Origin of the sequence: Persicobacter psychrovividus (genome assembly GCF_036492425.1) — a bacterium.
In the GTDB taxonomy this organism is placed as follows: domain Bacteria; phylum Bacteroidota; class Bacteroidia; order Cytophagales; family Cyclobacteriaceae; genus Persicobacter; species Persicobacter psychrovividus.
Window position 1 is genome coordinate 2,878,947 of record NZ_AP025292.1, and the last position, 20,782, is coordinate 2,899,728.

Here is a 20,782-nt window from a genome sequence, read left to right on the forward strand (position 1 = left end):
ACAGATTTATTGCATTTCGCATTTGTCCACTCATAAAACTCTCAATTTTATTTTTAGATTTGTACTGTAAACCAAGGGCATGACCGTCATTAGTCTATCGTGTTTATTTCACAATAGGCCACTGACCCTCCCTTTAATTTTTAAACAAACCTTATTCAGGAAATGAAATTAGCTATTGTTGGTGCCACAGGTCTTGTAGGTGGACAGATGTTGAAGGTTGTCGAAGAGCTTCAGTTAGCCTTCGATGAATTATTACTCGTTGCTTCAGCTCGTTCTGCAGGCAAACAGATGGAATTCATGGGTAAATCCTACACGGTGGTTACCTTGGAGCAAGCTGTGGAAGCTCGTCCTGATATTGCCATTTTTTCAGCAGGCGGAAGCACCTCATTAAAGTGGGCTCCGAAATTTGCTGAGGTAGGGTGCTTCGTGGTAGATAACTCTTCTGCATGGCGAATGGATCCATCAAAAAAATTAGTCGTTCCAGAAATTAATGCTTCGGAATTGACTGCTGACGATAAAATCATCGCCAACCCAAACTGTTCAACCATTCAGATGGTATTGGCCCTGACTAAATTGCGTGAGCGTTATGGCATCAAGCGAATTGTCGTTTCGACTTATCAGTCGGTAACAGGTTCAGGGAAAAAAGCCGTGGATCAGATGATGTCTGAGCGTGCGGGCGAAACTCCTGATATGTGCTACCCGCACAAAATCGACATGAACGTATTGCCTCATATTGATGTTTTCCAGGAGAATGGCTACACCAAAGAGGAGATGAAGATGATTTTGGAAACCAAGAAAATTTTCAGCGACGACAGCATCGCCGTAACAGCAACGACGGTTCGTATCCCAACAATGGGCGGGCATTCGGAGTCAATCAATGTAGAATTCAATGAAGATTTCACCTTGGCGGAAGTGCGTGAGTTGATCGAAAATACGCCAGGCGTTGTGTTGGAAGATGATCCACAAAACAACGTTTATCCGATGCCATTGAATGCGCATAACCGCAACGAGGTGTTCGTTGGTCGCTTGCGTCGTGATGAATCTCAGCCAAATACCTTGAATATGTGGTGTGTAGCTGATAACTTGCGAAAAGGTGCGGCGACCAATGCCGTGCAGATCGCTCAGCATCTTGTGGATGCGGGCTTTGTAAGCTAAGGTTCAGACAATGAGTTGGGAAATTCTCAAAGAAAAAAATATACAACAATTCATAAAGGATCATGCCACGCATGATCCTTTTTCGTTGGCGCTGAAGGCCAAACAGTATCCGGATATTCCGATGCAGTTGGCTGTCGAGCAAATTCAGGCACGCCAAAAAGCGGTGAATAAACTGCCGACGTGGACGCAATGTGAGGGGATTATTTATCCGCCTTTGCTGTCGATGGAGCAATGTTCGTCAGAAATCACTGCCAAATACAAAGGTGAGTTGATGGCGGGAAATCGCCTGCTTGACCTGACGGGAGGCTCGGGTGTGGACACTTATTTCATCAGTCGAAATTTCGAAAAAGCGGATTATACCGAACTTTGGGAAGCGCTATTTCACCGTACCCAACACAATTTTAAATGTTTGGGCGCTGAAAATATTGATTGCCACTTTGGGGATGGCATTGAATTTTTGAAGCAACAGCCCGATCAGCATTACAATCTGATTTTCATTGATCCTTACCGTCGAGATGAACAATTACAGAAGGTCTTTCAGATGGAAGATTGCCTGCCTGATGTGGTGGGGCTGAAAGAATTACTCCTGCAAAAATCCAAAAAGGTGTGGATCAAAGCTTCGCCGATGTTGGACATCAAAAGTAGTATTCGCAGTCTGAAATATGTCCAGCAAGTACATGTGGTTTCGGTGCAAAATGATTGCAAAGAGGTATTGTTTGAATTAGAAAACAAGATCAACGATAACCCACAATACACGGCGGTGAACTTCACCAAGAAAGGGGAGAAAGAAACCCTCAGCTTTTCTTTAAAAGAAGAAACCGAAGCCATTGTGCCTTGCGACGCCCCAAAACAACACCTTTACGAGCCCAATAGCGCGATTTTGAAAGCGGGAGGATTTAAATCCATTGGTGTTCAGCAAGGCGTCTCCAAGCTACATCCGCACTCTCACCTTTATACTTCTGAAGCCTTAGTAAATGATTTTCAGGGACGAAAATTCAAAATCATTGGGCAAGAAGCGGTCAATAAAAAGGCTTTGAAGAAATATTGCAAAGACGGCAAAGGCAATTTAACGGTCCGGAATTTCCCTGCGACGGTGGCGGATCTTCGGAAAAAGCTGAAGCTGAAGGATGGAGGGAATATTTATATTTTCGCCACGACTTTGGTAGGAGAGGAGAAGGTGTTGTTGGTTTGTGAAAGGGTTTGATAGTTGGTTGTAGCGAGGGGACTGCGACCAGTGTTAGGGGTAAGGTTACTACGATTGGAGGTAGGGCTATTTTTCCATGGAATGAATTCCATGTCTAACATAAAAAGTCCTTTCAGGACTGGATAAAGCTACATTCCCTTTAATGCGGGTATTGCCACAAACCATCAAAGGTTCATTCTTATCTGCCAAGATCAAGGCCGTATTCCTTACAGAATCATTTCGATATCCCTTGATGTAGGTTTTCGATAAAGAAGGGTGACTCGCTACTCCAACATTCACTTGCTGCAATATGCCCCACTCCCCCTGCCTAATCACCACCTTAGAGCGAATATCTTCCCCATATAACTGAACAGTATCTACCCCCTCCTTTTTATAGGGAAAAGCCAAGCTAAGCTGGAGACCATCAGCTAAATATGTTGAGGCTTGAAACGCTCTTTTCCAACTCAACATATTCAACCGATGGTAATAGCCCATCAAAATGATCGCCGCGGAAATGCCTACCAAAGCCAATGAAATGGAAAATACGAAGGGTAAGGTGCCTGCTTTGAGTTTTAATTTATGCATGGGCTAATATCGCAATTTGGCTGTTCTTTTTCAGTTCAATAAATGTCTACACTATTTAGCACCTTGCTAAAAGACTCCTAATCATCGGCCAAATACCATAACAGAAAGATGCTTCTAAAAATTTATAACCTTCAAATAGTACCAAGTCTAACTTAGGCAATACTTCTTAAGGGATTTTCTTTTTACAAAGGGAAATCTATAACTTTTTACCTCTATTGGCAAATTCCTAAATAACCTTTGGGGGTTTGGAACCATTATACTACTTAAAAAAATAACCCTTCCACAATTTAATTCAATTAAAGCATATTTCATATTAGACCAAGGATGTGCGTACCCCCTGTTATCTACCTCATGCTTTGGTTTATATATAAAAACGATTTTAACATCTTTGGGTGAGAATACAACCTCACTTCTATCTGAGTAAGAATAGAGCTTATTCTCATCATCAAATGCAATCACACTATCTTTATTTAAACTAAAATGATTGAAATAAATTACAAATACCGGTATATAAACATATATAAGAATAAAAGTAGAGGTTAGAAAATAGAAAACAGGATCTAACAATAGGTTATCAAATCCTTTAATATGCCCAACTATCATCGATATAATTATTAAAAACACTGTATAACTCAATAAATGTCTAATTAACCTATAGTGGGAGTGATTATCAATTTTAAATTTTTTCATATATTCATTAAAATCTGGGAACCCATCCAGAACGGATTCCATTATTAAAATCTATATACCCTCTTTGAGTTTTATAGGTGATTTCTTGCATTAAATTTTGATAACCTTCAATTGCCATAGGCGCAAGATAAAAGCCAGCGCCAACCGCTACTCCTAAAAGTGGGTGAACCATACCTGCAGCATATGCAGCCCCAACTCCAGTCGTATTGTAGATGAAATTACCTAATGTCTGATTTCCATTATACAACTGAACCGCATCATAAGCTACTGAAAATACACCAACAGCTAACCCTCCATGCTTTGCAATACCCCCTATTATCGGTATGATTTTCGGGGTAGATCGCATAACTCCCACTATTTTATCTGGTGAGACGTGACCATAAATCGGTTTGACAGATGTAAATGTTGTGCTTTGCATTAATGATTCAATACCACCAAAAATTATCCCTCCCTCTGATAAGCGCTGGTTTATTTCTCCTGCATCATAATTTCCAAGTGTTCCTAATTTGTATCTTATTTTATCTGGCCCATTTAATTTATTATAGTTACGATTTTCTTTTCCTTGTTCAATCTTTTCATCAAGTTTTGAGGCTAATGGATGCGCCGCATGATTCAAACCCGAACTAATTAAACCATTCCTAAAGCCATCTGCAAATTCTCCACCTGCTATTTCACTACTAACTCCACCTACTAAACCACCTGCAGCGATTAAACCTGCTTTTTGCCAATAAATATTCTTAGGATTTACCTTTATACCACCAATAGCACTTGAGGCCGCAGATCCCATAGCACCAGAGGCAAACCCATGGATGTATTCCCCGCCTTGGGCTAAATTCATCACTCCTCCTACATGCCCATGCATAAATGCCTGAAGAGTACCCTTACCAAATGCTGACATACTTCCTGCTCCTGTTGCAGGAATACCCACTATCATTTGACCTATTCCAAATGATGCAGCTCCACCTATTGCCCCAAAAATGGCTGCCTTTCCTGCACCGTCCCAAAAGTTATTCCCATTAAATGAATTTGAGATCCCATTGGTTGCTACACTAATTGCTACACCAATCAACATCGAAGTAATGATCGCTTCCCCACCAGGATCTACCATCATCACAGGATTATTCCCCATCCCCACATATCCGCTGGCGAATTGACGGGCAGGATCCACGGATATCCAACGCCCTATGCGGGCATCATACATTCTGGCTTGGAAAGTATGCCAATTATGGGTATTCGTATCATCTTCTGCAAATTCCCCCTGATAACCATAACGGTAGGAGATATCGGTGGTACTCATTCGATAGCCAAAGGGGTAATAAGAGGCATGCCCACCTGAATTGATTGCTTCTTTATTCCAAGCGACCAATGAACGTACATTCCCTAAATGATCACGAATTTCATATACAGGATCTTCGTTCCCAGCGTAAGCGGTCCCTAATCGACTGCTGCCGTAGATGGGGACTTCAATAAGTTGTGGTGTCCCTTGATTGCTTTGCTGATAAATGGCCAGGACGTTACCTGAGGCATCATTTACGTAGTAGGTTTTTAAATTATCATCATCGTTTGCCTGGAAGGATCGATGGCCATTGACATTATATCCATAATTGACTGCAAACAGATTAGTACCTTTTTGGACATCTACCCTCGTCATATGCCCACTTAAATTAAAAGTAGGATTTAATGTTAGTTTTTGTTCCGTAAGCTCGACATTACCATCCCACTCTTTGTAGATCGCCTGTTTTAATTGACCAATTTCATCATAGCTAAAACTACCATAATCACCTAAACCACCATGAGCTACCCTTGCTAATTGGTTACGTGATGAATAGTGATAAGTAAAATCATCCATAACGTCCCCTTTATCATCAAATCGAGAAATTTTCTGGATGTTTTTGTTCTTATCATAAGATAAGTTGTTCACCTTAAACTGATCGGTAGTAGATTTAAATGTGGCCCCTGAAGCCATGGCATAATCCGCCGACAAGAGTTGTCATTAAGATCCGCATTGGGTTAGACGTAAATAATTACGTCTCTACAGGATAGCGTAATCCAATAATCCTGAAAATAAAGGCAAAAAAAAGACAGGCACAACACCTGTCTTTTCAATATCATTAAACATAGTCTGTCGAAAATATGATTTCTACTGTCGTAGGGACGTTGCATGCAACGTCCTTACCGTGAGGTAAAAATGACACCCTACATTAATAACTAACCATTAATTCCCTCTCCAGAAGAAAGGAGTAAACAGCAGCAAAACGGTAAACAACTCCAGTCGGCCCAACAGCATCAGTGAGCTACAAATCCACTTGGCCATCGGTGGTAACCAGGCAAAATTATCGACAGGACCAACACTGCCAATTCCAGGCCCCACATTCCCTAAAGAAGTCGCGCTCGCTCCCATGGCAGTCATCAGATCCAGGCCTGTCATGGCCAGGAGCATCGCACCGATCACGAAGGTGATCAGGAAAATAATTACGAAGGCAAGGACTGTATAGGTAATTTCACCCGATACCGCTTTGCCATTCAGCCGAACAGGAATAACGGCGGAGGGATGAAGTTGGCGCTTTAAATCCAGCCAGCCATTTTTGGCCAAAATTAAATGCCGAACAGTCTTGATTCCCCCTGCGGTGGAACCTGCTGAACCTCCGACAAACAATAGGATAAAACAGAGGATCGTCAGGAAGGGTGCCCAACTGGTATAATCAGCAGAAACAAAACCAGTGGTGGTGATTAAAGATACCAACTGGAAGGCCACATCACGGAAGCCCAGTTCTATATCTCCGTATAACTGGTACCCTACATACAACCCAAAAACGGTGGACAATCCCACGATAGATAAAAAGTACGCTCGAAACTCGTCGTTATTCCACACCTTTTTCAGCTGTCCCTGAAAGCCAAAATACATCATCGAGAAATTGGTTCCAGCGAAGAACATAAAGATGATGATTGTATATTGAATCAAAGGATTTGGAAAGTGAGCGATAGAGGCATTTTTAGTGGAGAATCCTCCAGTGGCCATGGTCGTAAGGCTATGGTTGAACGCATCATACCAGGTCATGCCAAACACCCGCAGCAACACGGTTTCTGTCAGGGTTAATCCAATATAAATCACCCATAGGCGTTTGGCGGTATCGGTGATTCGTGGGCGTAATTTATCTGCTGAAATCCCTGGGGCTTCTGCAACAAACAGCTGCATGCCCCCTACGCCTATCAAAGGCAGGATTGCGACAGTCAGTACAATAATTCCCATGCCGCCGATCCACTGCGTCAGGCTTCGCCAATACAGAATCGAGGGCGCCACGGCTTCAATATCTTTCAATATAGAAGCCCCAGTGGTGGTATAACCCGATATACATTCAAAAAAGGCATCGGTGAGGTTATGAATTGCGCCACTGAATAAATAGGGCAGGGTTGCTGATAAGGCCATCAGAATCCAGCCAAAAGTTACGACAATATAAACATCTCGCTTCTTGACCACCCGTTCGGTCTGACGTGTAAAAAAAAAGGCCAGACTGCCCGCTCCCATTGTTATGGCAAAAGCTTTCAGGATCGCCCAATGTTGCATATCCTGAAAATAGATTGAAAACGGTAGGGCTGTCAGCATAAAAACACTGTTGATGATCAACAGCATGCCGAGAATATGGATAATCGATTTAAAATGAAATCTCATGGAAGGATATTACTTAAAAAATCTTTCTACCACCCGAATTGCTTCTGGCTTACACAATACAACCACGTGATCCTTCGGGTTGAACTCAAAATTACCCATAGTGGTAAAACCACGAGTATTCCGAATTACCCCACCAATAATTGCACCTTCAGGAAAATCAAGGTCACGCACTTTCTGAAAGCATATCGCTGAATTTTCGCGTACTTCAAATTCCATTACCTCAGCATCTACTCCATGCACACTCGTTACAGTGAGTACATTTCCACGGCGCAAGTAGCGGCAAATAAAGTTTGCGGCAATCAATTTTTTATTGATCATGGTATCTACACCAATCGCCTGCGAAAGGTGTATATAGTCCATATTTTCTACCAAAGCGATGGTTTTCTGTACATTGTTGTTTTTCGCCAACAGGCAGGAAATAATGTTGGTTTCAGAGTTTCCTGTAACAGCAATGAAGGCGTCCATTTCCTCCAGGCCTTCCTCTTTCAGCAAGGAAACATCATTGGAATCTCCATTAATTACCAAAACTTCAGGCAACTGATCAGCCAGTAAAAAACACTTCTCTTTGTCTTTTTCCACCAGCTTCACCCGGTATTTGTTGGTGCGCTCCGAAAGTTTCCGTGCGGCATGTAAGCCCGTACGGCTCCCGCCAAGAATCATAATATCTTTGATTCGTTTTTTCGTTCCACCCTTCAGTGAAAAGACCGCATCGACTCCTGTTGGTTCTGCAATAAAATAGACATAATCGTTTACTTCAAGGCGGGTATCCCCATCAGGAATAATCGTTTGCCCATCTCGCAAGACGGCCACAATTACAAAGTCACGGTTTTTATTCAGTGAGGCGGAATCTTTCAGGGTTACCCCTGCAAAAGGATCACCCTCTTCGATATGTATACCGATCAGGGAAAGCATTCCTCTGTCGAACTCAAAAGTGTCCGTCAGGGCGGCCTCGCGCAACAGGCGCTTAATCTCCCGAGCAGCCAAAGATTCTGGCGAAATAAGCTCATCTATCCCCAGGGAGCGTAAATCTTCGCGTTGCCTATGGCTCAGGAAATCCACATTGTTGATGCGTGCAACCGTTCGCTGTGCTCCCAGTTTTTTTCCAATCATACAGGTGGCCAGGTTGGTTTCCTCCGCAGGCGTAACAGCAATCAGCAAATCTGCCTTCGCCACTTCCGCATCCTTGAGTACATCATAATAAATGGAGTTCCCCTCGATCGTGGCAACATCCAACTGATTAGAGACATACTGCAACCTCTCCTTGTCTGTGTCAATAATGACAATATCTTTTTGCTCGTGGGCCAATTGCTTCGCTAAATGGAAGCCGACCTCCCCTGCGCCAGCGATAACTATATGCATTTTCTTCCTGCTAATTTCTAATTGCTCGAATATAGGAAATTTTAAAATCAAATTAAGGTTTAATTACAATTCCGCCTATAATAAAGCGGTTCAGATTATCGTTGCCCCCCGAATGTCCTCACTCATCAAAAAATTATAATTTTCACCAATTTAAGTCTTTAATCAATACCTAAAGCATTGAGTTACTGCCAACTACGAAACAATCCACTTTATCAACCGTATCCCTACTTAGGGCATAAGTGTTTTTCTTTTGCTTCTATTTTTATCTTAAAAAGATCACCAAATATTACCTAACCCTCCACCAACCACCTAACTAAAAAAATTTCCTACTTCAAAAAGAACGTGGATTTGAAGAACCAATACCGAACTATTACAAACTAAACTTACCAAACATGACAGCGTTAGAATTTAGCTACAATCTTGACAAGTTATCCACTTCGTTAAGACCGTTTGCTATGAGATTGACTAAGGATTCAGAGGCGGCGAATGACCTGTTACAGGAAACTGTGCTAAAAGCATATACCAATAGGGAGAAGTTTACTGAGGGGACAAATTTGAAAGCGTGGCTTTACACGATCATGAAAAACACTTTCATCACCAATTATCAAAGAATGGTGAGAAGGAATACCTTTATTGATACCACAGATAATTTACATTACATTAACTCTTCTGGCAACATTACAGAGAACATGGCGTATTCAAGTTTCGCCATGCGGGATATCAAGGAAGCGATTGGCAAATTGGATGAAAATTACCGCTTGCCATTCTTAATGCACTTTCGAGGGTTTAAGTATTATGAAATTGCCGAAAAACTGAATATTCCTATTGGAACTGTAAAAAATAGAATACATATTGCTCGTAAGGACCTTAAATCAATGCTTAAAAATTATCAAGGCAAATTATAGGTCCGATATTAAGTGTCGAGCCATAATCAACCTTATCGATGAACTCTATAAAAAAAAAGGCAGTCGTGATTGGTGCTGGATTCTCCGGAATTTCTGTCGCCAGTTCACTTGCACAAAAAGGGTATCAAGTAACTGTTATTGAAAAAAACACACAATTAGGAGGCAGAGCCCGGCAATACCATTGCTCGGGCTTTACTTTTGATATGGGACCAAGCTGGTACTGGATGCCTGACATTTTTGAAAATTATTTCAAGCAATTTGGAAAGAAGCCATCAGACTATTATGAGCTGGTCAGGCTCGACCCCTCATATACGATCGTCTTTGATGAAAAAGAGCACTGGCCCATTCCCGCTTCAACAAAAGAACTCGGTGAATTTTTAGAAAAGTTTGAAAAAGGCGCCGCAAAACAACTCGACAAATTCCTTGAGCAGGCCGCCTATAAATACAAAGTGGGAATTAATGATTTTGTGAATCGACCGTCCTTATCGGTGACTGAATTTATTGATTTCAAAATCTTAAAAGGAGCCTTGAGTCTTGACCTACTGTCGTCACTGGCAAGCCATGTACGGAAATTTTTTAAGCACGAGAAGATTATCAAGTTACTCGAATTTCCAGTGCTTTTTCTTGGCGCAACGCCGCAAAATACGCCTGCATTATACAGTCTGATGAATTATGCCGACCTATCATTAGGGACCTGGTACCCACAGGGGGGCATGTACAAGATTGTTGAGGGGATGGTGAGTTTAGCCGAAGAACTTGGTGTGGAATTTAAAACTGGCGAAACAGTTAGTCATATCGAGGTTAATGATGGCAAAGCCCGGGGTGTTACCACGGATCAGGGGCATTACCATGCTGATATAGTTGTTGGTGGTGCGGACTATGAACATATCGAGCAAAAGTTACTTCCGCCTCAGTACCGATCCTACAGCCGAAAATATTGGGAGAAGAGAACGATGGCTCCTTCAGCGCTGTTATTCTATATCGGTCTTGATAAAAAACTTGAAGGCATAAACCACCACATGCTGTTCTTTGATGAGGACTTTAATCAGCACGCTAAGGATATTTACACTGACCCAAAATGGCCCAGCAAGCCATTATTCTATATGAGTGCGGCATCGGTTACTGATCCTTCCGTTGCACCAGAAGGAAAGGAAAATTTGGTATTACTGATTCCGGTAGCCCCAGGGTTGCAGGATGATGAACAAACCCGCACCCATTATTATGACATCATCATGGCGCGCTTAGAACGTCTGATTGGACAATCAGTTAAAAAGCATGTGCTTTTCAAAAAATCATATGCAATTACTGATTTTGAAAATGACTACAACGCTTTCAGGGGAAATGCTTACGGTTTAGCCAATACCCTGAGCCAGACGGCAATATTGAAACCCAAATGCCGTTCAAAAGTAGTTGAAAATTTGTATTTTGTTGGACAACTCACTGTACCAGGGCCTGGTGTGCCCCCCTCATTAATTTCAGGGACAGTCGTTGCCAAAGAAATTGAAAAAGCCTACGCTCCCCATTAAGATACCTCATGATGATGGACCTATTTACCAAAACCACCTTTGATTGTGCCAAGCTGATCACTCAAGCTTACAGCACCTCTTTTACGCTTGGCATCAAAACCCTTGATAAATCTCTTCATGAGCCTATTTATGCAATTTATGGGTTTGTCAGGTATGCTGATGAAATTGTCGATACTTTTCACCAGTGGGATCGTGCCGCTTTGCTCAACCGCTTTGAAAAAGACACCTTTCAGTCCCTTGAAGAGGGCATCAGCCTTAACCCGGTATTGCATGCTTTTCAGAATGTCGTCAATGCCTACAAAATTGACCACGAGTACATCAAGGCTTTTTTGTACAGCATGAGGATGGACCTTACCGAGACGACTTACGATCAGCAAAAGTATGAAACCTATATTTATGGTTCTGCTGAAGTTGTTGGCTTGATGTGCCTGAAAGTTTTCTGTCAGCATTCGAATGCCGACTTCGATCATTTGAAAACCGCCGCCTGTAAATTGGGCAGTGCTTTTCAAAAAGTGAATTTTCTGCGCGATATGAAAAGTGACCATGAAGAGCGAGGGCGGGTCTATTTCCCAAAGGTTGATTATACGCAGTTCAATGACCATATCAAGAAAAGTATAGAGACGGATATACAGTCGGATTTTGACCAGGCTTATGAAGGCATTGTCAATCTTCCTGACAACGCACGGATGGGAGTTTACCTTGCTTATGTCTATTACCTTCAGCTTTTTGAGAAAATCAAAGGCGCCTCTTTTCAGGCCGTAAAGAGTGAGCGTATCAGGATCCCAAACCCTACGAAGCTCTTACTGCTGACTAAAACCTATTTTCAGTTTCGATTAAAAACCATTTGACCCATGACAAAAGTCTTTCTGAAACGGTTATATATTCAAAAGCGCTATTCCACACACCACACCATTTATCCATGAAAAAGCTACAAGTAGATATCGATCAAAATTCTGGATTTTGCTTCGGCGTCGTTTATGCGATAGAAATGGCGGAAGAAATCCTTCGGGACGATGGGCAATTATATTGTTTAGGAGATATTGTTCATAACGATGAGGAAGTCGCTCGCCTACAGGCTATGGGCCTGGAAATCATTAACCATGAGCAGCTTCAGAACATCCGGTCAGCAAAAGTGCTGATTCGCGCCCACGGTGAGCCACCATCGACTTACCGCATGGCATTGGAAAATGAGCTGGAGCTTATTGATGCCTCCTGCCCAGTAGTACTGAAACTTCAGAACCGTATAAAAAATGCTTTCGACAAGAAGGAGAAGATTTACATTTACGGCAAGCATGGGCATGCTGAAGTATTGGGCTTAATTGGGCAAACGAACAAAGAGGCGGTCGTCTTTCAGTCAATCGAAGAACTGAATATCGAGGAGCTTCCTCCCCAGATCAGCCTGTACAGCCAAACTACAAAAAGCACCGATTCATTTTATAAAATTCTCGCCACACTCCACGAGCATGGCATCTCTGTTAATGCTAATGACACCATTTGCCGACAGGTCTCCAACCGAGACAAGGAGCTGAAGAAGTTTGCCGCGCAATATGACCGTATTGTTTTTGTGTCGGGCACGAAATCATCGAATGGTAAAGTGCTATACAATATCTGTAAACAGCAAAACGAATCCACTCATTTCGTCTCGCACAAGAGTCAAATTGAGGCAGAATGGTTTTCAGAAGGGGACAGTGTCGGTATTTGTGGGGCAACATCCACCCCAATGTGGCTTATGGAGGAGGTGCAACAACACATTCAACAACTATAATTTTTTTATGCAGATTCTTATTAATATTCTGTTGGTCATTGGCGCCTTTCTTTTTATGGAAGGCGTTGCATGGTTCACCCACAAATATGTGATGCACGGTTTTCTATGGAGTTGGCATCAGGATCACCACACGGTGCATCAGAAAAATTTTGAGAAGAACGATCTTTTTGCCGTGGTCTTCAGCATTCCTGCCATTGTCATGATTGTGATTGGTTCGGAGTTCCCTGAGGTCAGATTCCTGTTATATCTCGGAATTGGGATAACCTGCTATGGGGTTTTCTACTCTATTTTCCACGACATCATTGTTCATCGGAGAATCAAGTTTAAATATCAGTTTAAATCCCGATACATGAAGCGTATTATGAAGGCGCATTACGTGCATCATGCGGTACATTCCAAAGAGGGTGCGGAAGCTTTCGGCTTTCTCTATGCGCCAAAAAAATATGAAAAACAGGGCATCACGAAAAAAGAAGTTCATCAGGCTTCCCGAACGGAGGCACATACTTCCTGATTGCCCTAAAATAGAAAAAACCTTCAGCTTGAATGCTGAAGGTTTTTTTTTATCTGAAAGTTCGCAAATGTTACTCTGCGTCCTCTACAGCTTCTGCTAACACAATAATCTTGTTTTCGAGTACTTCTACTACACCACCGTCAACTATGATAATAGATTCTTTATCATTAACGATGTACTTCAATGGACCTTTTGCCAAGGTAGAGATTAAAGGGGCGTGATTTGAAAGTACTTGAAATGCGCCATTGGTTCCTGGGAAAGTAGCCGCAGATACTTCACCTTCAAAAACCTTACGGTCTGGTGTTACGATTTCCAAGTATATCATTACCTGTTGGTTTTATGAAAAGAGCGATACCGAAGCACCGCTCTCTATATATTATCAAAAGTGATTATTCGGCAGCTTCAGCCAACAATTTCTCACCTTTCTCAATCGCTTCTTCGATTGCACCTACGAATGTAAATGCCGCCTCAGGAAGGTGATCTACTTCACCGTTCATGATCATTTTGAAACCACGAAGCGTGTCTTTGATATCTACCAGACAACCTGGGATACCCGAGAACTGCTCTGCCACGTGGAATGGCTGAGACAAGAAACGCTGAACACGACGAGCGCGGTGTACTACCTGCTTATCTTCGTCAGACAATTCATCCATACCCAAAATCGCAATGATATCCTGAAGCTCATTGTAACGTTGCAAGATGTTAATTACATCCTGAGCTACTTGGTAATGATCTTCACCTACGATATCTGGAGAAAGGATACGTGAAGTTGAATCCAATGGATCTACCGCTGGGTAGATACCCTGAGAAGCAATCTTACGAGACAATACTGTTTTTGCATCCAAGTGGGCGAAAGTTGTCGCTGGTGCAGGGTCAGTCAAGTCATCGGCTGGTACATATACTGCTTGTACAGAAGTAATGGAACCGTTTTTAGTCGATGAAATACGCTCCTGCATAGCTCCCATCTCTGTTGCCAAAGTTGGTTGGTAACCTACCGCTGATGGCATACGACCCAAAAGTGCCGATACCTCAGAACCTGCCTGCGTAAAGCGGAAGATGTTATCTACGAAGAAAAGGATATCACGTCCTTTACCAGAACCATCACCGTCACGGAAGTACTCAGCGATTGTCAAACCAGACAATGCTACACGTGCACGCGCCCCAGGAGGCTCGTTCATCTGTCCGTAAACCAGTGTTGCCTGAGAAGTTTCCAACTGTGCTCTGTCTACTTTAGACAAATCCCAGTCTCCTGCTTCCATAGACTCTTCAAACTCTTTACCGTATTTGATTACACCTGATTCGATCATCTCACGAAGCAAGTCATTACCCTCACGAGTACGCTCACCAACACCTGCAAATACAGACAAACCAGAGTATGCCTTTGCAATGTTGTTGATCAACTCCATAATCAATACTGTTTTACCTACTCCGGCACCACCGAAAAGACCAATCTTACCACCTTTAGCATAAGGCTCAATAAGGTCAATCACTTTGATACCAGTGAAAAGAATTTCAGTAGAGGTTGATAGCTCCTCATATGCTGGAGCTGAGCGGTGAATAGGAAGACCTTCTTGTGTTTTTGGAGCACCCATACCGTCGATTGCTTCACCAATCACGTTAAACATACGACCGCGGATGTCTTCACCTACGGGCATCTGAATTGGGGAACCCAAATCTTTTACTTCCAATCCTCGAAGAAGACCTTCAGTACCGTCCATAGCAATGGTACGTACACGATTCTCTCCTAAGTGCTGTTGAACTTCAAGTACCACTCTTGCGCCATCAGTCGGCTTGATTACCTCAAGACCGTTCATAATGGCAGGCAACGTCATACCTTCAGCGTCAAAAGCGACGTCTACAACTGGTCCAATAACCGTTGTGATTTTGCCAATGTTTGCCATGCTAAAATTATATTCTATTGATCGATGGTCAATAATTTATATTTCCCAGACCAGATTTTCGGAGAAAGAGGCCTGCAGAAAAATTATTGTAATGCGTAAATGTCTTGCATCCGTACGGACGTAAGAACGGCTAAATTTACACAAATTTTTATATTTTCTATTCCCGAGGCGAATTTATTCCTTAAAGTGCTTAAAAATAGCACGTTTAAACGGAATTCCTTCCTATAAGCGTGTCTGCTTCTTCGGCATCGAGGAGGTAATCCTTGCCTGGGAGCAAAATTCTGAAGGTCGTTCCATCTTCTGGGGAGGAGTGTTTGACGAAAATTTTCCCCTGATGGTAATTTTCCACAATTCGCTTAGTGAGTGTCAGTCCAAGTCCCCAGCCCCGCTTTTTGGTAGAGTAGCCAGGGATGAATATTTTATTGATTTTATCTTTAGGAATACCAGGTCCACTATCTGTAATATCCAATACGACGCCTCCTTCAGGCCCTTCCACTAAATTGATGTCAATTTGCCCTTTGGCTTTCATGGCATCTACGGCATTTTTGATCAGGTTTTCAATAACCCAGTTAAATAGTGAGCGGTTGATTGGTGCCATTACAATGGCCGAATTGGTTTCCACATTCACCTTTACCTTCGTGGAGATCCGCTTAGAAAGATATTCGACATTGGAACGGATAACTTCGTAGAGGTTTTCTTCCTCGAGGGTAGGGATGGAGCCGATACTGGAAAACCTGTTGGTAATGGTTTCGAGTCGGTGAGTATCCTTTTCAAGCTCCTCAAGTACTTCGGGATAATTGAAATCCTCATCCGCTTTCAGGTATTCGATCCAGGCAACCAAGGACGACAAGGGAGTCCCGAGCTGATGCGCTGTTTCTTTCGCCAGGCCAATCCATACGCGATTCTGCTCGTTGGTTTTCGAGTTACTGTAAACATAAAAAACCAGGAAGATAAAAAAGGCGATGACCGACAACTGCACAATGGGATAGTAAGTCAGTTGATCAAGCAAAAAAGAGTTTTTATAGAATACATAATTGTAATCATAAACCTGCCCATTTTCATCCGTGAAAACAATCTGCACAGGATCATGCTCCTCTTTCATTTCTTGCACCAACTCCCGCAATTTTTTCTGGCGTTCCTTGGGCGAGAGCTTCGGGTCGATATTAATATTTCTGAAATCCAGCGGACGTTCCACCCCGTCTGTAAGAATCACAGGAATGGAATTATTGGGAACGATGATATTCTGCGTTAAGAACAGCACCTCATCCCGATTGCCAACATTTACCGCGTACTCAATCGTTTTGGCATACAACTCCACAAGTTGCGCCTCTCTTTCTTTGAGTTTTCTTACGATATGATTGGTATATACTATTGAAGCAATTGTTATCACAATAGCCACTACCAAAACACCCCACTTCATCCGAGATTTATTTTGATACAAATCCCAACGTTTTGGTTGCTTCTGTACAGAAGACCTTCCCATAAAATTCAATTTACGTATGCACTACGAGGTACTGTGACCTCCCTAAAAAAAGTAAAAAGTACTAAATAGGCAAAAAAGTATATTGTCTGAAAATTATTCCCCGACAACCGTCGGGGCGAGTACAAATCTACACAAAAAAACTATTCATCCGAAAGCATTTCAATATCTTGAATCAAAACGCGCTTCGAGATGGCCATTCCTGTAGCCGTAGCGGCCATTCCCCCCAGCGCCGTTTCTTTGTATCGGCTTTCCATAGACTGGCCCACCTCATGCATCGCATCCAGGCACTCATCTACAGGAATGATACTGTCCATCCCCGAAAGGGCGATTTGCGCTGAAGAAAAAGCGATGGCCGACGCACTGGCATTACGCACAACGCAAGGCACCTCTACCAAACCCGCAACAGGGTCGCAAACCAGCCCAAGCATACACTGAATCGTTATACCCACGGCATTAAAAACCTGGTCAATATCTCCACCCAAAGCATGAACAATTCCTGCGGATGCCATTGCGGCCGCGGAACCCGTCTCCGCCTGGCAACCTCCCACAGCGCCGGCAAGAGATGCCTTTTGCTCGATAATCAAGGCCACCCCTGCGGCGATCAACATACTTTCGGCAATCTGCCCATCAGTCAGCTCATGTTCTTCCTGAAGCGTATAAAACACCCCTGGCAAGATCCCAGAAGCTCCTGCAGTGGGGGCAGCCACCACTCTGCCCATACAGGAGTTGACTTCCTTGGCCGCCAGCGCACGGGCAATCAATTTCTGAAAAGCGGGAGAAAGCACACTGAGTTTATTGTTGTACACTTTTTTCGCACCATTGTTGATCATCTTTGACACCGAGGTCATGTCCTCCGTCAGGCCAGTGTGAATTGCCTGACGCATCACGCTGTAAGCGGCTTCCATTCCCTGCAAAATTTCAGTTCTTGAGCGCCCCTTCTGTTGCATTTCATAAGCAATAACGGCCTCGAACAATGGCTGTTCCTGCGTTTCGCAATATGCTTTCCACCCCGTAAAATCTTTGAATAAGAAACTCATACTATTCCCTCTGCTGATACTTTATAATACTTAACCATAGGTAACCTGATTTCCTGATGCGAAAATCCATCAGGTTAATTTATCAATTAATTCACTAACCCCACCTATATATAGGTGCAAATATTTGCCATACACACAGGCCTAATGATTATTAGTTGCTGAATATTTAGTATTTTAGACAGATCGAAGAATGTGTATTGTTTTTATAAACCTATGAGCTGGAATTTATTCCCATTTTTTATCAGTGGACTTGCTGCCTTTATTGTCGTGATCAGTGAACTCGTCTTTGGAAAGTATGCCCTGCATGCAGCCCTTATCATCCGTCGGCCACTCATGCCATTTCTTTATGGCGCCTATTATGCGCTACTCGCCATTGGCCTGAGTTACTTCTTTATTGAAGGCAACTTGCAAATTCATCAGGTGCAAGCCCACCAGCACCCTACCGCAATTGGACTTATTGTTGGGCTCAGTATTCGCGCCATTGCCCGCCTGAACCTGTATCAGATTAAAGTGGCTGAAAAAACCCTGGCCATTGGCCCGAAGATGCTCAATGACATCTGGGAACAATACTTTTTCAGAAAAATTGCCGATGATATCGACGAAGCACTTACCGAGGAGGTCCTGCGACTACAACAGCAGTTGCCACAACTTCCTGATTCAACCATTGATTTAATCATCAGGGACAGTTTACCGTCTCATTTCAGCAATGAAAAACGATTGCACTATTGTAAAAAGATTGAGAAGTGCCCTAAAACATTCGATAAACTCCGCTATTTTGCTTTTCACTTTGGGCTGCAACGCCTCAAATTAATTCCGCAGTTTATACCGAATCACAGCGCATTAAAAGAACCTTAAAGCAAAAAGGTGATTTTCCTTTTGCGAAAAAACGATATTAATTCTATTTTTAAGCAAAACCTTAAACATTCAACGACTATGTTAGACGCACCAATTGCCTCAGGCGCAAATATGTTCATTTGGGGCTTTGTCTTTATTTTAGGCATCGTTCATGCACTTATCGCCTTAGATGTCATCTCTACAAAAGAAAAAGACGAAGAGCACGCCTAAAACAGGCTCCTCTGCTGATAATTTTAAAGGTCAGCGGTACTTTATATGGCCGCTGACCTTTTTTATATCATTATCTAAATCTTTAGGTTTTAAGGTTCTACCATTTTTTGTATCTTAATGTCCGAAGCGGAAAACAATCATTTTCTGCACTTTATATAATAGGAGCTGGCGAGACAAACACCGTTGCCTGTTCGCTCGTTATCTAAAGAGGTACATCTTTGTACAAATTACGATATTATGAAAAAACTCATTTTTATACTTTCCGCGGTCATTTTATCCTCCGCAGCTTTTGCCCAGACGAATGTTTCTATGGGACTGAGCTCAATTGTTCCTATGAACAGTGAAGCTCCAGGTGGTTATGGCTACAACCTCAGTGTCAATCACTGGGCAGATGCTCCTTGGAGTAAGGACAAAGATCAAAGCAATTCCTATGTCAGTGATGACATGCCATATAAACCATTACCGCAGGGTAATGCAAATCCACGTATGGGAGCAAAAATTGGCTTTACCGCCTTTTACCAGTCACAGAACGTAGGACCATATCAGTCCTCTTTAATGATGGCAGGGCCACAGATTGCCATGCCATTGAATGACAAATGGTTTTTCCAGGGGCAGTTTTTAGTTGGGCAAGCGAATTATGGCGGCGCACCTATGGCTGTTCGTCCTGAGATCAGCAATGGTCATGTGAATTATGGTGGCAACCAATCGAATATGGCTTATTCTGTAAATACGGCATTCACCTACAAACCCAATGAAAAGACCTCGATCACCTTTGGCTTCTCTGCCTCTAAAGGAGTGATGCCTGCCTACGGCTATGGTGGTGGCATGTATGGAGGAATGGGAGGTATGTATGGAGGTTTCCCTTACGGAGGTATGCGACCAGGCTACGGTTACAATCCTTATTACGGCTGGTAATTCGACCGTTTTATAAATCATCGAAAAAGGTCAGTATCTATATAGCTACTGACCTTTTTTTATGCCCTCCAGTTTACAAGCAAATAAATTTTATCAATAGAAAATGAAACAGAAACATCATTGCACTAATTAAGTATATTACTTAACAATACTCCTAAACATTACCTCTTATACCTCAAAAAAATGAATGGACTGAATGACAAAATGTCGGCTTGGTACAACCATGCGGTTGAGCTGATCCTAACCTATGGCCCAAAGATTATCTTGGCGATAATTGTTTTAGTTATCGGCTTGAAAATCATTGGAAAAATATCCCAAATGCTTCACAGCAGAATGAGCAAGCATAATGTGGATGCTACCCTGCGCCCTTTTATCACCAGTATGGCCAGTTGGGCATTGAAAGCCATGCTCTTCATCTCCGTTGCCTCGATGGTCGGGGTGGAGACCACCAGTTTTGTGGCCGTTTTAGGGGCTGCTGGTTTGGCTGTTGGCCTGGCACTTCAGGGAGCGCTCGCTAACTTTGCGGGCGGGGTTCTTATTCTCATTTTCCGTCCTTATAAGGTAGGCGACCTAATTGAGTCGCAAGGAAAAATTGGTGTGGTATCCGAAATTCAGATCTTCACCACCCTGCTCACCGATCCACAGCATAAAAGAGTGATTATGCCTAATGGGGCAATTCTCAATAATAACATCACCAACTACACAACTGAAGGTATTATCCGTGTAGACTTGACCATTGGGATTTCCTATGATTCCGACATCCGCAAAGCAAAAGAAGTCCTGCTCAATGTGATGGATAAGCATGAAAAGATATTTAACGACCCAGCTCCATTTGTTGGGGTCTCTGCCTTGGCAGACAGCAGCGTGAATTTGGCCGTTCGCCCGCACTGTCATCCTGCCCATTATTGGGATGTCTTTTTCGACATTCAAGAACAGGGAAAAATCGCCTTGGACGAAAACAACATTACCATTCCTTTCCCTCAAGTGGATGTTCACTTCGATAAAGGTCACCAACCTCCACAGGCATAAAAT

20 protein-coding genes are annotated in these 20,782 nt (G+C 42.7%); 11 read left to right on the forward strand and 9 right to left on the reverse strand.

The annotated features are described in order from the left end of the window. The first annotated feature begins 162 nt into the window (after positions 1–162). Both AABK40_RS12325 and AABK40_RS12330 read left to right on the forward strand, forming a co-directional pair. Positions 163–1,155, forward strand: coding sequence for an aspartate-semialdehyde dehydrogenase (locus tag AABK40_RS12325; protein ID WP_332921388.1), 993 nt, complete (start codon positions 163–165; stop codon positions 1,153–1,155). 10 nt (positions 1,156–1,165) lie between these two features. Beyond that, positions 1,166–2,359 (forward strand): class I SAM-dependent methyltransferase, encoded by a 1,194-nt coding sequence (locus AABK40_RS12330; protein ID WP_338397181.1) that lies wholly within the window; start codon positions 1,166–1,168, stop codon positions 2,357–2,359. A 66-nt stretch (positions 2,360–2,425) separates the two neighbouring features. Here AABK40_RS12330 and AABK40_RS12335 read toward each other — a convergent pair whose 3' ends face one another. The 5 genes from AABK40_RS12335 to trkA all read right to left on the reverse strand — a co-directional run bounded on the left by AABK40_RS12335 (position 2,426) and on the right by trkA (position 8,642). Then, complete coding sequence (locus tag AABK40_RS12335) at positions 2,426–2,923, reverse strand: hypothetical protein (RefSeq protein WP_338397182.1); 498 nt, start codon at positions 2,921–2,923, stop codon at positions 2,426–2,428. Positions 2,924–3,070: 147 nt separating this feature from the next. Next, positions 3,071–3,655, reverse strand: a complete 585-nt coding sequence (locus AABK40_RS23940) for a PH domain-containing protein (RefSeq protein ID WP_479681201.1) — start codon at positions 3,653–3,655, stop codon at positions 3,071–3,073. After that, positions 3,621–5,597 carry an RHS repeat domain-containing protein gene (locus AABK40_RS12340; RefSeq protein WP_338397183.1) on the reverse strand — a complete coding sequence of 659 codons (1,977 nt, stop codon included), beginning with the start codon at positions 5,595–5,597 and terminating at the stop codon, positions 3,621–3,623. The genes AABK40_RS23940 and AABK40_RS12340 overlap by 35 nt, the downstream gene beginning before the upstream one ends. 231 nt (positions 5,598–5,828) lie before the next feature. Next, entirely contained in the window at positions 5,829–7,283 is a 1,455-nt protein-coding gene (locus tag AABK40_RS12345) for a TrkH family potassium uptake protein (RefSeq protein WP_332922850.1), read from the reverse strand. Positions 7,284–7,292: 9 nt separating this feature from the next. Then, positions 7,293–8,642, reverse strand: a complete 1,350-nt coding sequence (gene trkA / locus AABK40_RS12350) for a Trk system potassium transporter TrkA (RefSeq protein WP_332922849.1) — start codon at positions 8,640–8,642, stop codon at positions 7,293–7,295. Positions 8,643–9,034: 392 nt separating this feature from the next. Between trkA and AABK40_RS12355 the strand changes: the two genes are divergently transcribed. The 5 genes from AABK40_RS12355 to AABK40_RS12375 all read left to right on the forward strand — a co-directional run bounded on the left by AABK40_RS12355 (position 9,035) and on the right by AABK40_RS12375 (position 13,349). Next, positions 9,035–9,547 (forward strand): RNA polymerase sigma factor, encoded by a 513-nt coding sequence (locus AABK40_RS12355; RefSeq protein ID WP_332922848.1) that lies wholly within the window; start codon positions 9,035–9,037, stop codon positions 9,545–9,547. A gap of 38 nt (positions 9,548–9,585) precedes the next feature. Next, complete coding sequence (locus AABK40_RS12360) at positions 9,586–11,073, forward strand: phytoene desaturase family protein (RefSeq protein ID WP_332922847.1); 1,488 nt, start codon at positions 9,586–9,588, stop codon at positions 11,071–11,073. A gap of 11 nt (positions 11,074–11,084) precedes the next feature. After that, positions 11,085–11,921: a phytoene/squalene synthase family protein gene (locus AABK40_RS12365; protein ID WP_338398066.1), complete on the forward strand. Its 837-nt coding sequence runs from the start codon at positions 11,085–11,087 to the stop codon at positions 11,919–11,921. 71 nt (positions 11,922–11,992) lie between these two features. Next, a complete protein-coding gene (locus AABK40_RS12370; RefSeq protein ID WP_338397184.1) occupies positions 11,993–12,838 on the forward strand; it encodes a 4-hydroxy-3-methylbut-2-enyl diphosphate reductase in 846 nt (281 codons plus the stop codon). A 7-nt stretch (positions 12,839–12,845) separates the two neighbouring features. Continuing rightward, on the forward strand, positions 12,846–13,349 hold the full coding sequence (locus AABK40_RS12375) for a sterol desaturase family protein (protein ID WP_338397185.1): 504 nt from the start codon (positions 12,846–12,848) through the stop codon (positions 13,347–13,349). A gap of 70 nt (positions 13,350–13,419) precedes the next feature. Here AABK40_RS12375 and atpC read toward each other — a convergent pair whose 3' ends face one another. The 4 genes from atpC to sdaAA all read right to left on the reverse strand — a co-directional run bounded on the left by atpC (position 13,420) and on the right by sdaAA (position 17,770). Next, on the reverse strand, positions 13,420–13,671 hold the full coding sequence (atpC, locus tag AABK40_RS12380) for an ATP synthase F1 subunit epsilon (RefSeq protein ID WP_332922857.1): 252 nt from the start codon (positions 13,669–13,671) through the stop codon (positions 13,420–13,422). Positions 13,672–13,738: 67 nt separating this feature from the next. Beyond that, positions 13,739–15,250, reverse strand: a complete 1,512-nt coding sequence (gene atpD / locus AABK40_RS12385) for a F0F1 ATP synthase subunit beta (protein ID WP_332922844.1) — start codon at positions 15,248–15,250, stop codon at positions 13,739–13,741. Between the two features lie 205 nt (positions 15,251–15,455). Continuing rightward, on the reverse strand, positions 15,456–16,733 hold the full coding sequence (locus AABK40_RS12390) for a sensor histidine kinase (RefSeq protein ID WP_338397186.1): 1,278 nt from the start codon (positions 16,731–16,733) through the stop codon (positions 15,456–15,458). Between the two features lie 140 nt (positions 16,734–16,873). After that, on the reverse strand, positions 16,874–17,770 hold the full coding sequence (gene sdaAA / locus AABK40_RS12395) for an L-serine ammonia-lyase, iron-sulfur-dependent, subunit alpha (RefSeq protein WP_332922842.1): 897 nt from the start codon (positions 17,768–17,770) through the stop codon (positions 16,874–16,876). 213 nt (positions 17,771–17,983) lie between these two features. Here sdaAA and AABK40_RS12400 point away from each other — a divergent pair, with 213 nt between their 5' ends. The 4 genes from AABK40_RS12400 to AABK40_RS12415 all read left to right on the forward strand — a co-directional run bounded on the left by AABK40_RS12400 (position 17,984) and on the right by AABK40_RS12415 (position 20,779). After that, positions 17,984–18,625: a hypothetical protein gene (locus tag AABK40_RS12400; RefSeq protein ID WP_338397187.1), complete on the forward strand. Its 642-nt coding sequence runs from the start codon at positions 17,984–17,986 to the stop codon at positions 18,623–18,625. A gap of 78 nt (positions 18,626–18,703) precedes the next feature. After that, positions 18,704–18,835, forward strand: a complete 132-nt coding sequence (locus AABK40_RS12405; RefSeq protein WP_332922840.1) for a hypothetical protein — start codon at positions 18,704–18,706, stop codon at positions 18,833–18,835. 237 nt (positions 18,836–19,072) lie between these two features. Next, positions 19,073–19,750 carry a hypothetical protein gene (locus AABK40_RS12410; protein WP_332922839.1) on the forward strand — a complete coding sequence of 226 codons (678 nt, stop codon included), beginning with the start codon at positions 19,073–19,075 and terminating at the stop codon, positions 19,748–19,750. A 183-nt stretch (positions 19,751–19,933) separates the two neighbouring features. Next, the gene (locus tag AABK40_RS12415) at positions 19,934–20,779 is read left to right on the forward strand and encodes a mechanosensitive ion channel family protein (protein ID WP_332922838.1); all 846 of its coding nucleotides are present in this window, start codon (positions 19,934–19,936) and stop codon (positions 20,777–20,779) included. The last annotated feature ends 3 nt before the right edge of the window (positions 20,780–20,782 follow it).

What these genes read in the sequence shown, in the direction of transcription:
- AABK40_RS12325 (WP_332921388.1), top strand. Translation starts at nt 163, where the DNA reads ATGAAATTAGCTATTGTTGGTGCCACAGGTCTTGTAGGTGGACAGATG.
- AABK40_RS12330 (WP_338397181.1), top strand. Translation starts at nt 1,166, where the DNA reads ATGAGTTGGGAAATTCTCAAAGAAAAAAATATACAACAATTCATAAAG.
- AABK40_RS12335 (WP_338397182.1), bottom strand. Translation starts at nt 2,923, where the DNA reads ATGCATAAATTAAAACTCAAAGCAGGCACCTTACCCTTCGTATTTTCC.
- AABK40_RS23940 (WP_479681201.1), bottom strand. Translation starts at nt 3,655, where the DNA reads ATGGAATCCGTTCTGGATGGGTTCCCAGATTTTAATGAATATATGAAA.
- AABK40_RS12345 (WP_332922850.1), bottom strand. Translation starts at nt 7,283, where the DNA reads ATGAGATTTCATTTTAAATCGATTATCCATATTCTCGGCATGCTGTTG.
- trkA (WP_332922849.1), bottom strand. Translation starts at nt 8,642, where the DNA reads ATGCATATAGTTATCGCTGGCGCAGGGGAGGTCGGCTTCCATTTAGCG.
- AABK40_RS12355 (WP_332922848.1), top strand. Translation starts at nt 9,035, where the DNA reads ATGACAGCGTTAGAATTTAGCTACAATCTTGACAAGTTATCCACTTCG.
- AABK40_RS12360 (WP_332922847.1), top strand. Translation starts at nt 9,586, where the DNA reads ATGAACTCTATAAAAAAAAAGGCAGTCGTGATTGGTGCTGGATTCTCC.
- AABK40_RS12365 (WP_338398066.1), top strand. Translation starts at nt 11,085, where the DNA reads ATGATGGACCTATTTACCAAAACCACCTTTGATTGTGCCAAGCTGATC.
- AABK40_RS12370 (WP_338397184.1), top strand. Translation starts at nt 11,993, where the DNA reads ATGAAAAAGCTACAAGTAGATATCGATCAAAATTCTGGATTTTGCTTC.
- AABK40_RS12375 (WP_338397185.1), top strand. Translation starts at nt 12,846, where the DNA reads ATGCAGATTCTTATTAATATTCTGTTGGTCATTGGCGCCTTTCTTTTT.
- atpD (WP_332922844.1), bottom strand. Translation starts at nt 15,250, where the DNA reads ATGGCAAACATTGGCAAAATCACAACGGTTATTGGACCAGTTGTAGAC.
- AABK40_RS12390 (WP_338397186.1), bottom strand. Translation starts at nt 16,733, where the DNA reads ATGGGAAGGTCTTCTGTACAGAAGCAACCAAAACGTTGGGATTTGTAT.
- sdaAA (WP_332922842.1), bottom strand. Translation starts at nt 17,770, where the DNA reads ATGAGTTTCTTATTCAAAGATTTTACGGGGTGGAAAGCATATTGCGAA.
- AABK40_RS12400 (WP_338397187.1), top strand. Translation starts at nt 17,984, where the DNA reads ATGAGCTGGAATTTATTCCCATTTTTTATCAGTGGACTTGCTGCCTTT.
- AABK40_RS12405 (WP_332922840.1), top strand. Translation starts at nt 18,704, where the DNA reads ATGTTAGACGCACCAATTGCCTCAGGCGCAAATATGTTCATTTGGGGC.
- AABK40_RS12410 (WP_332922839.1), top strand. Translation starts at nt 19,073, where the DNA reads ATGAAAAAACTCATTTTTATACTTTCCGCGGTCATTTTATCCTCCGCA.
- AABK40_RS12415 (WP_332922838.1), top strand. Translation starts at nt 19,934, where the DNA reads ATGAATGGACTGAATGACAAAATGTCGGCTTGGTACAACCATGCGGTT.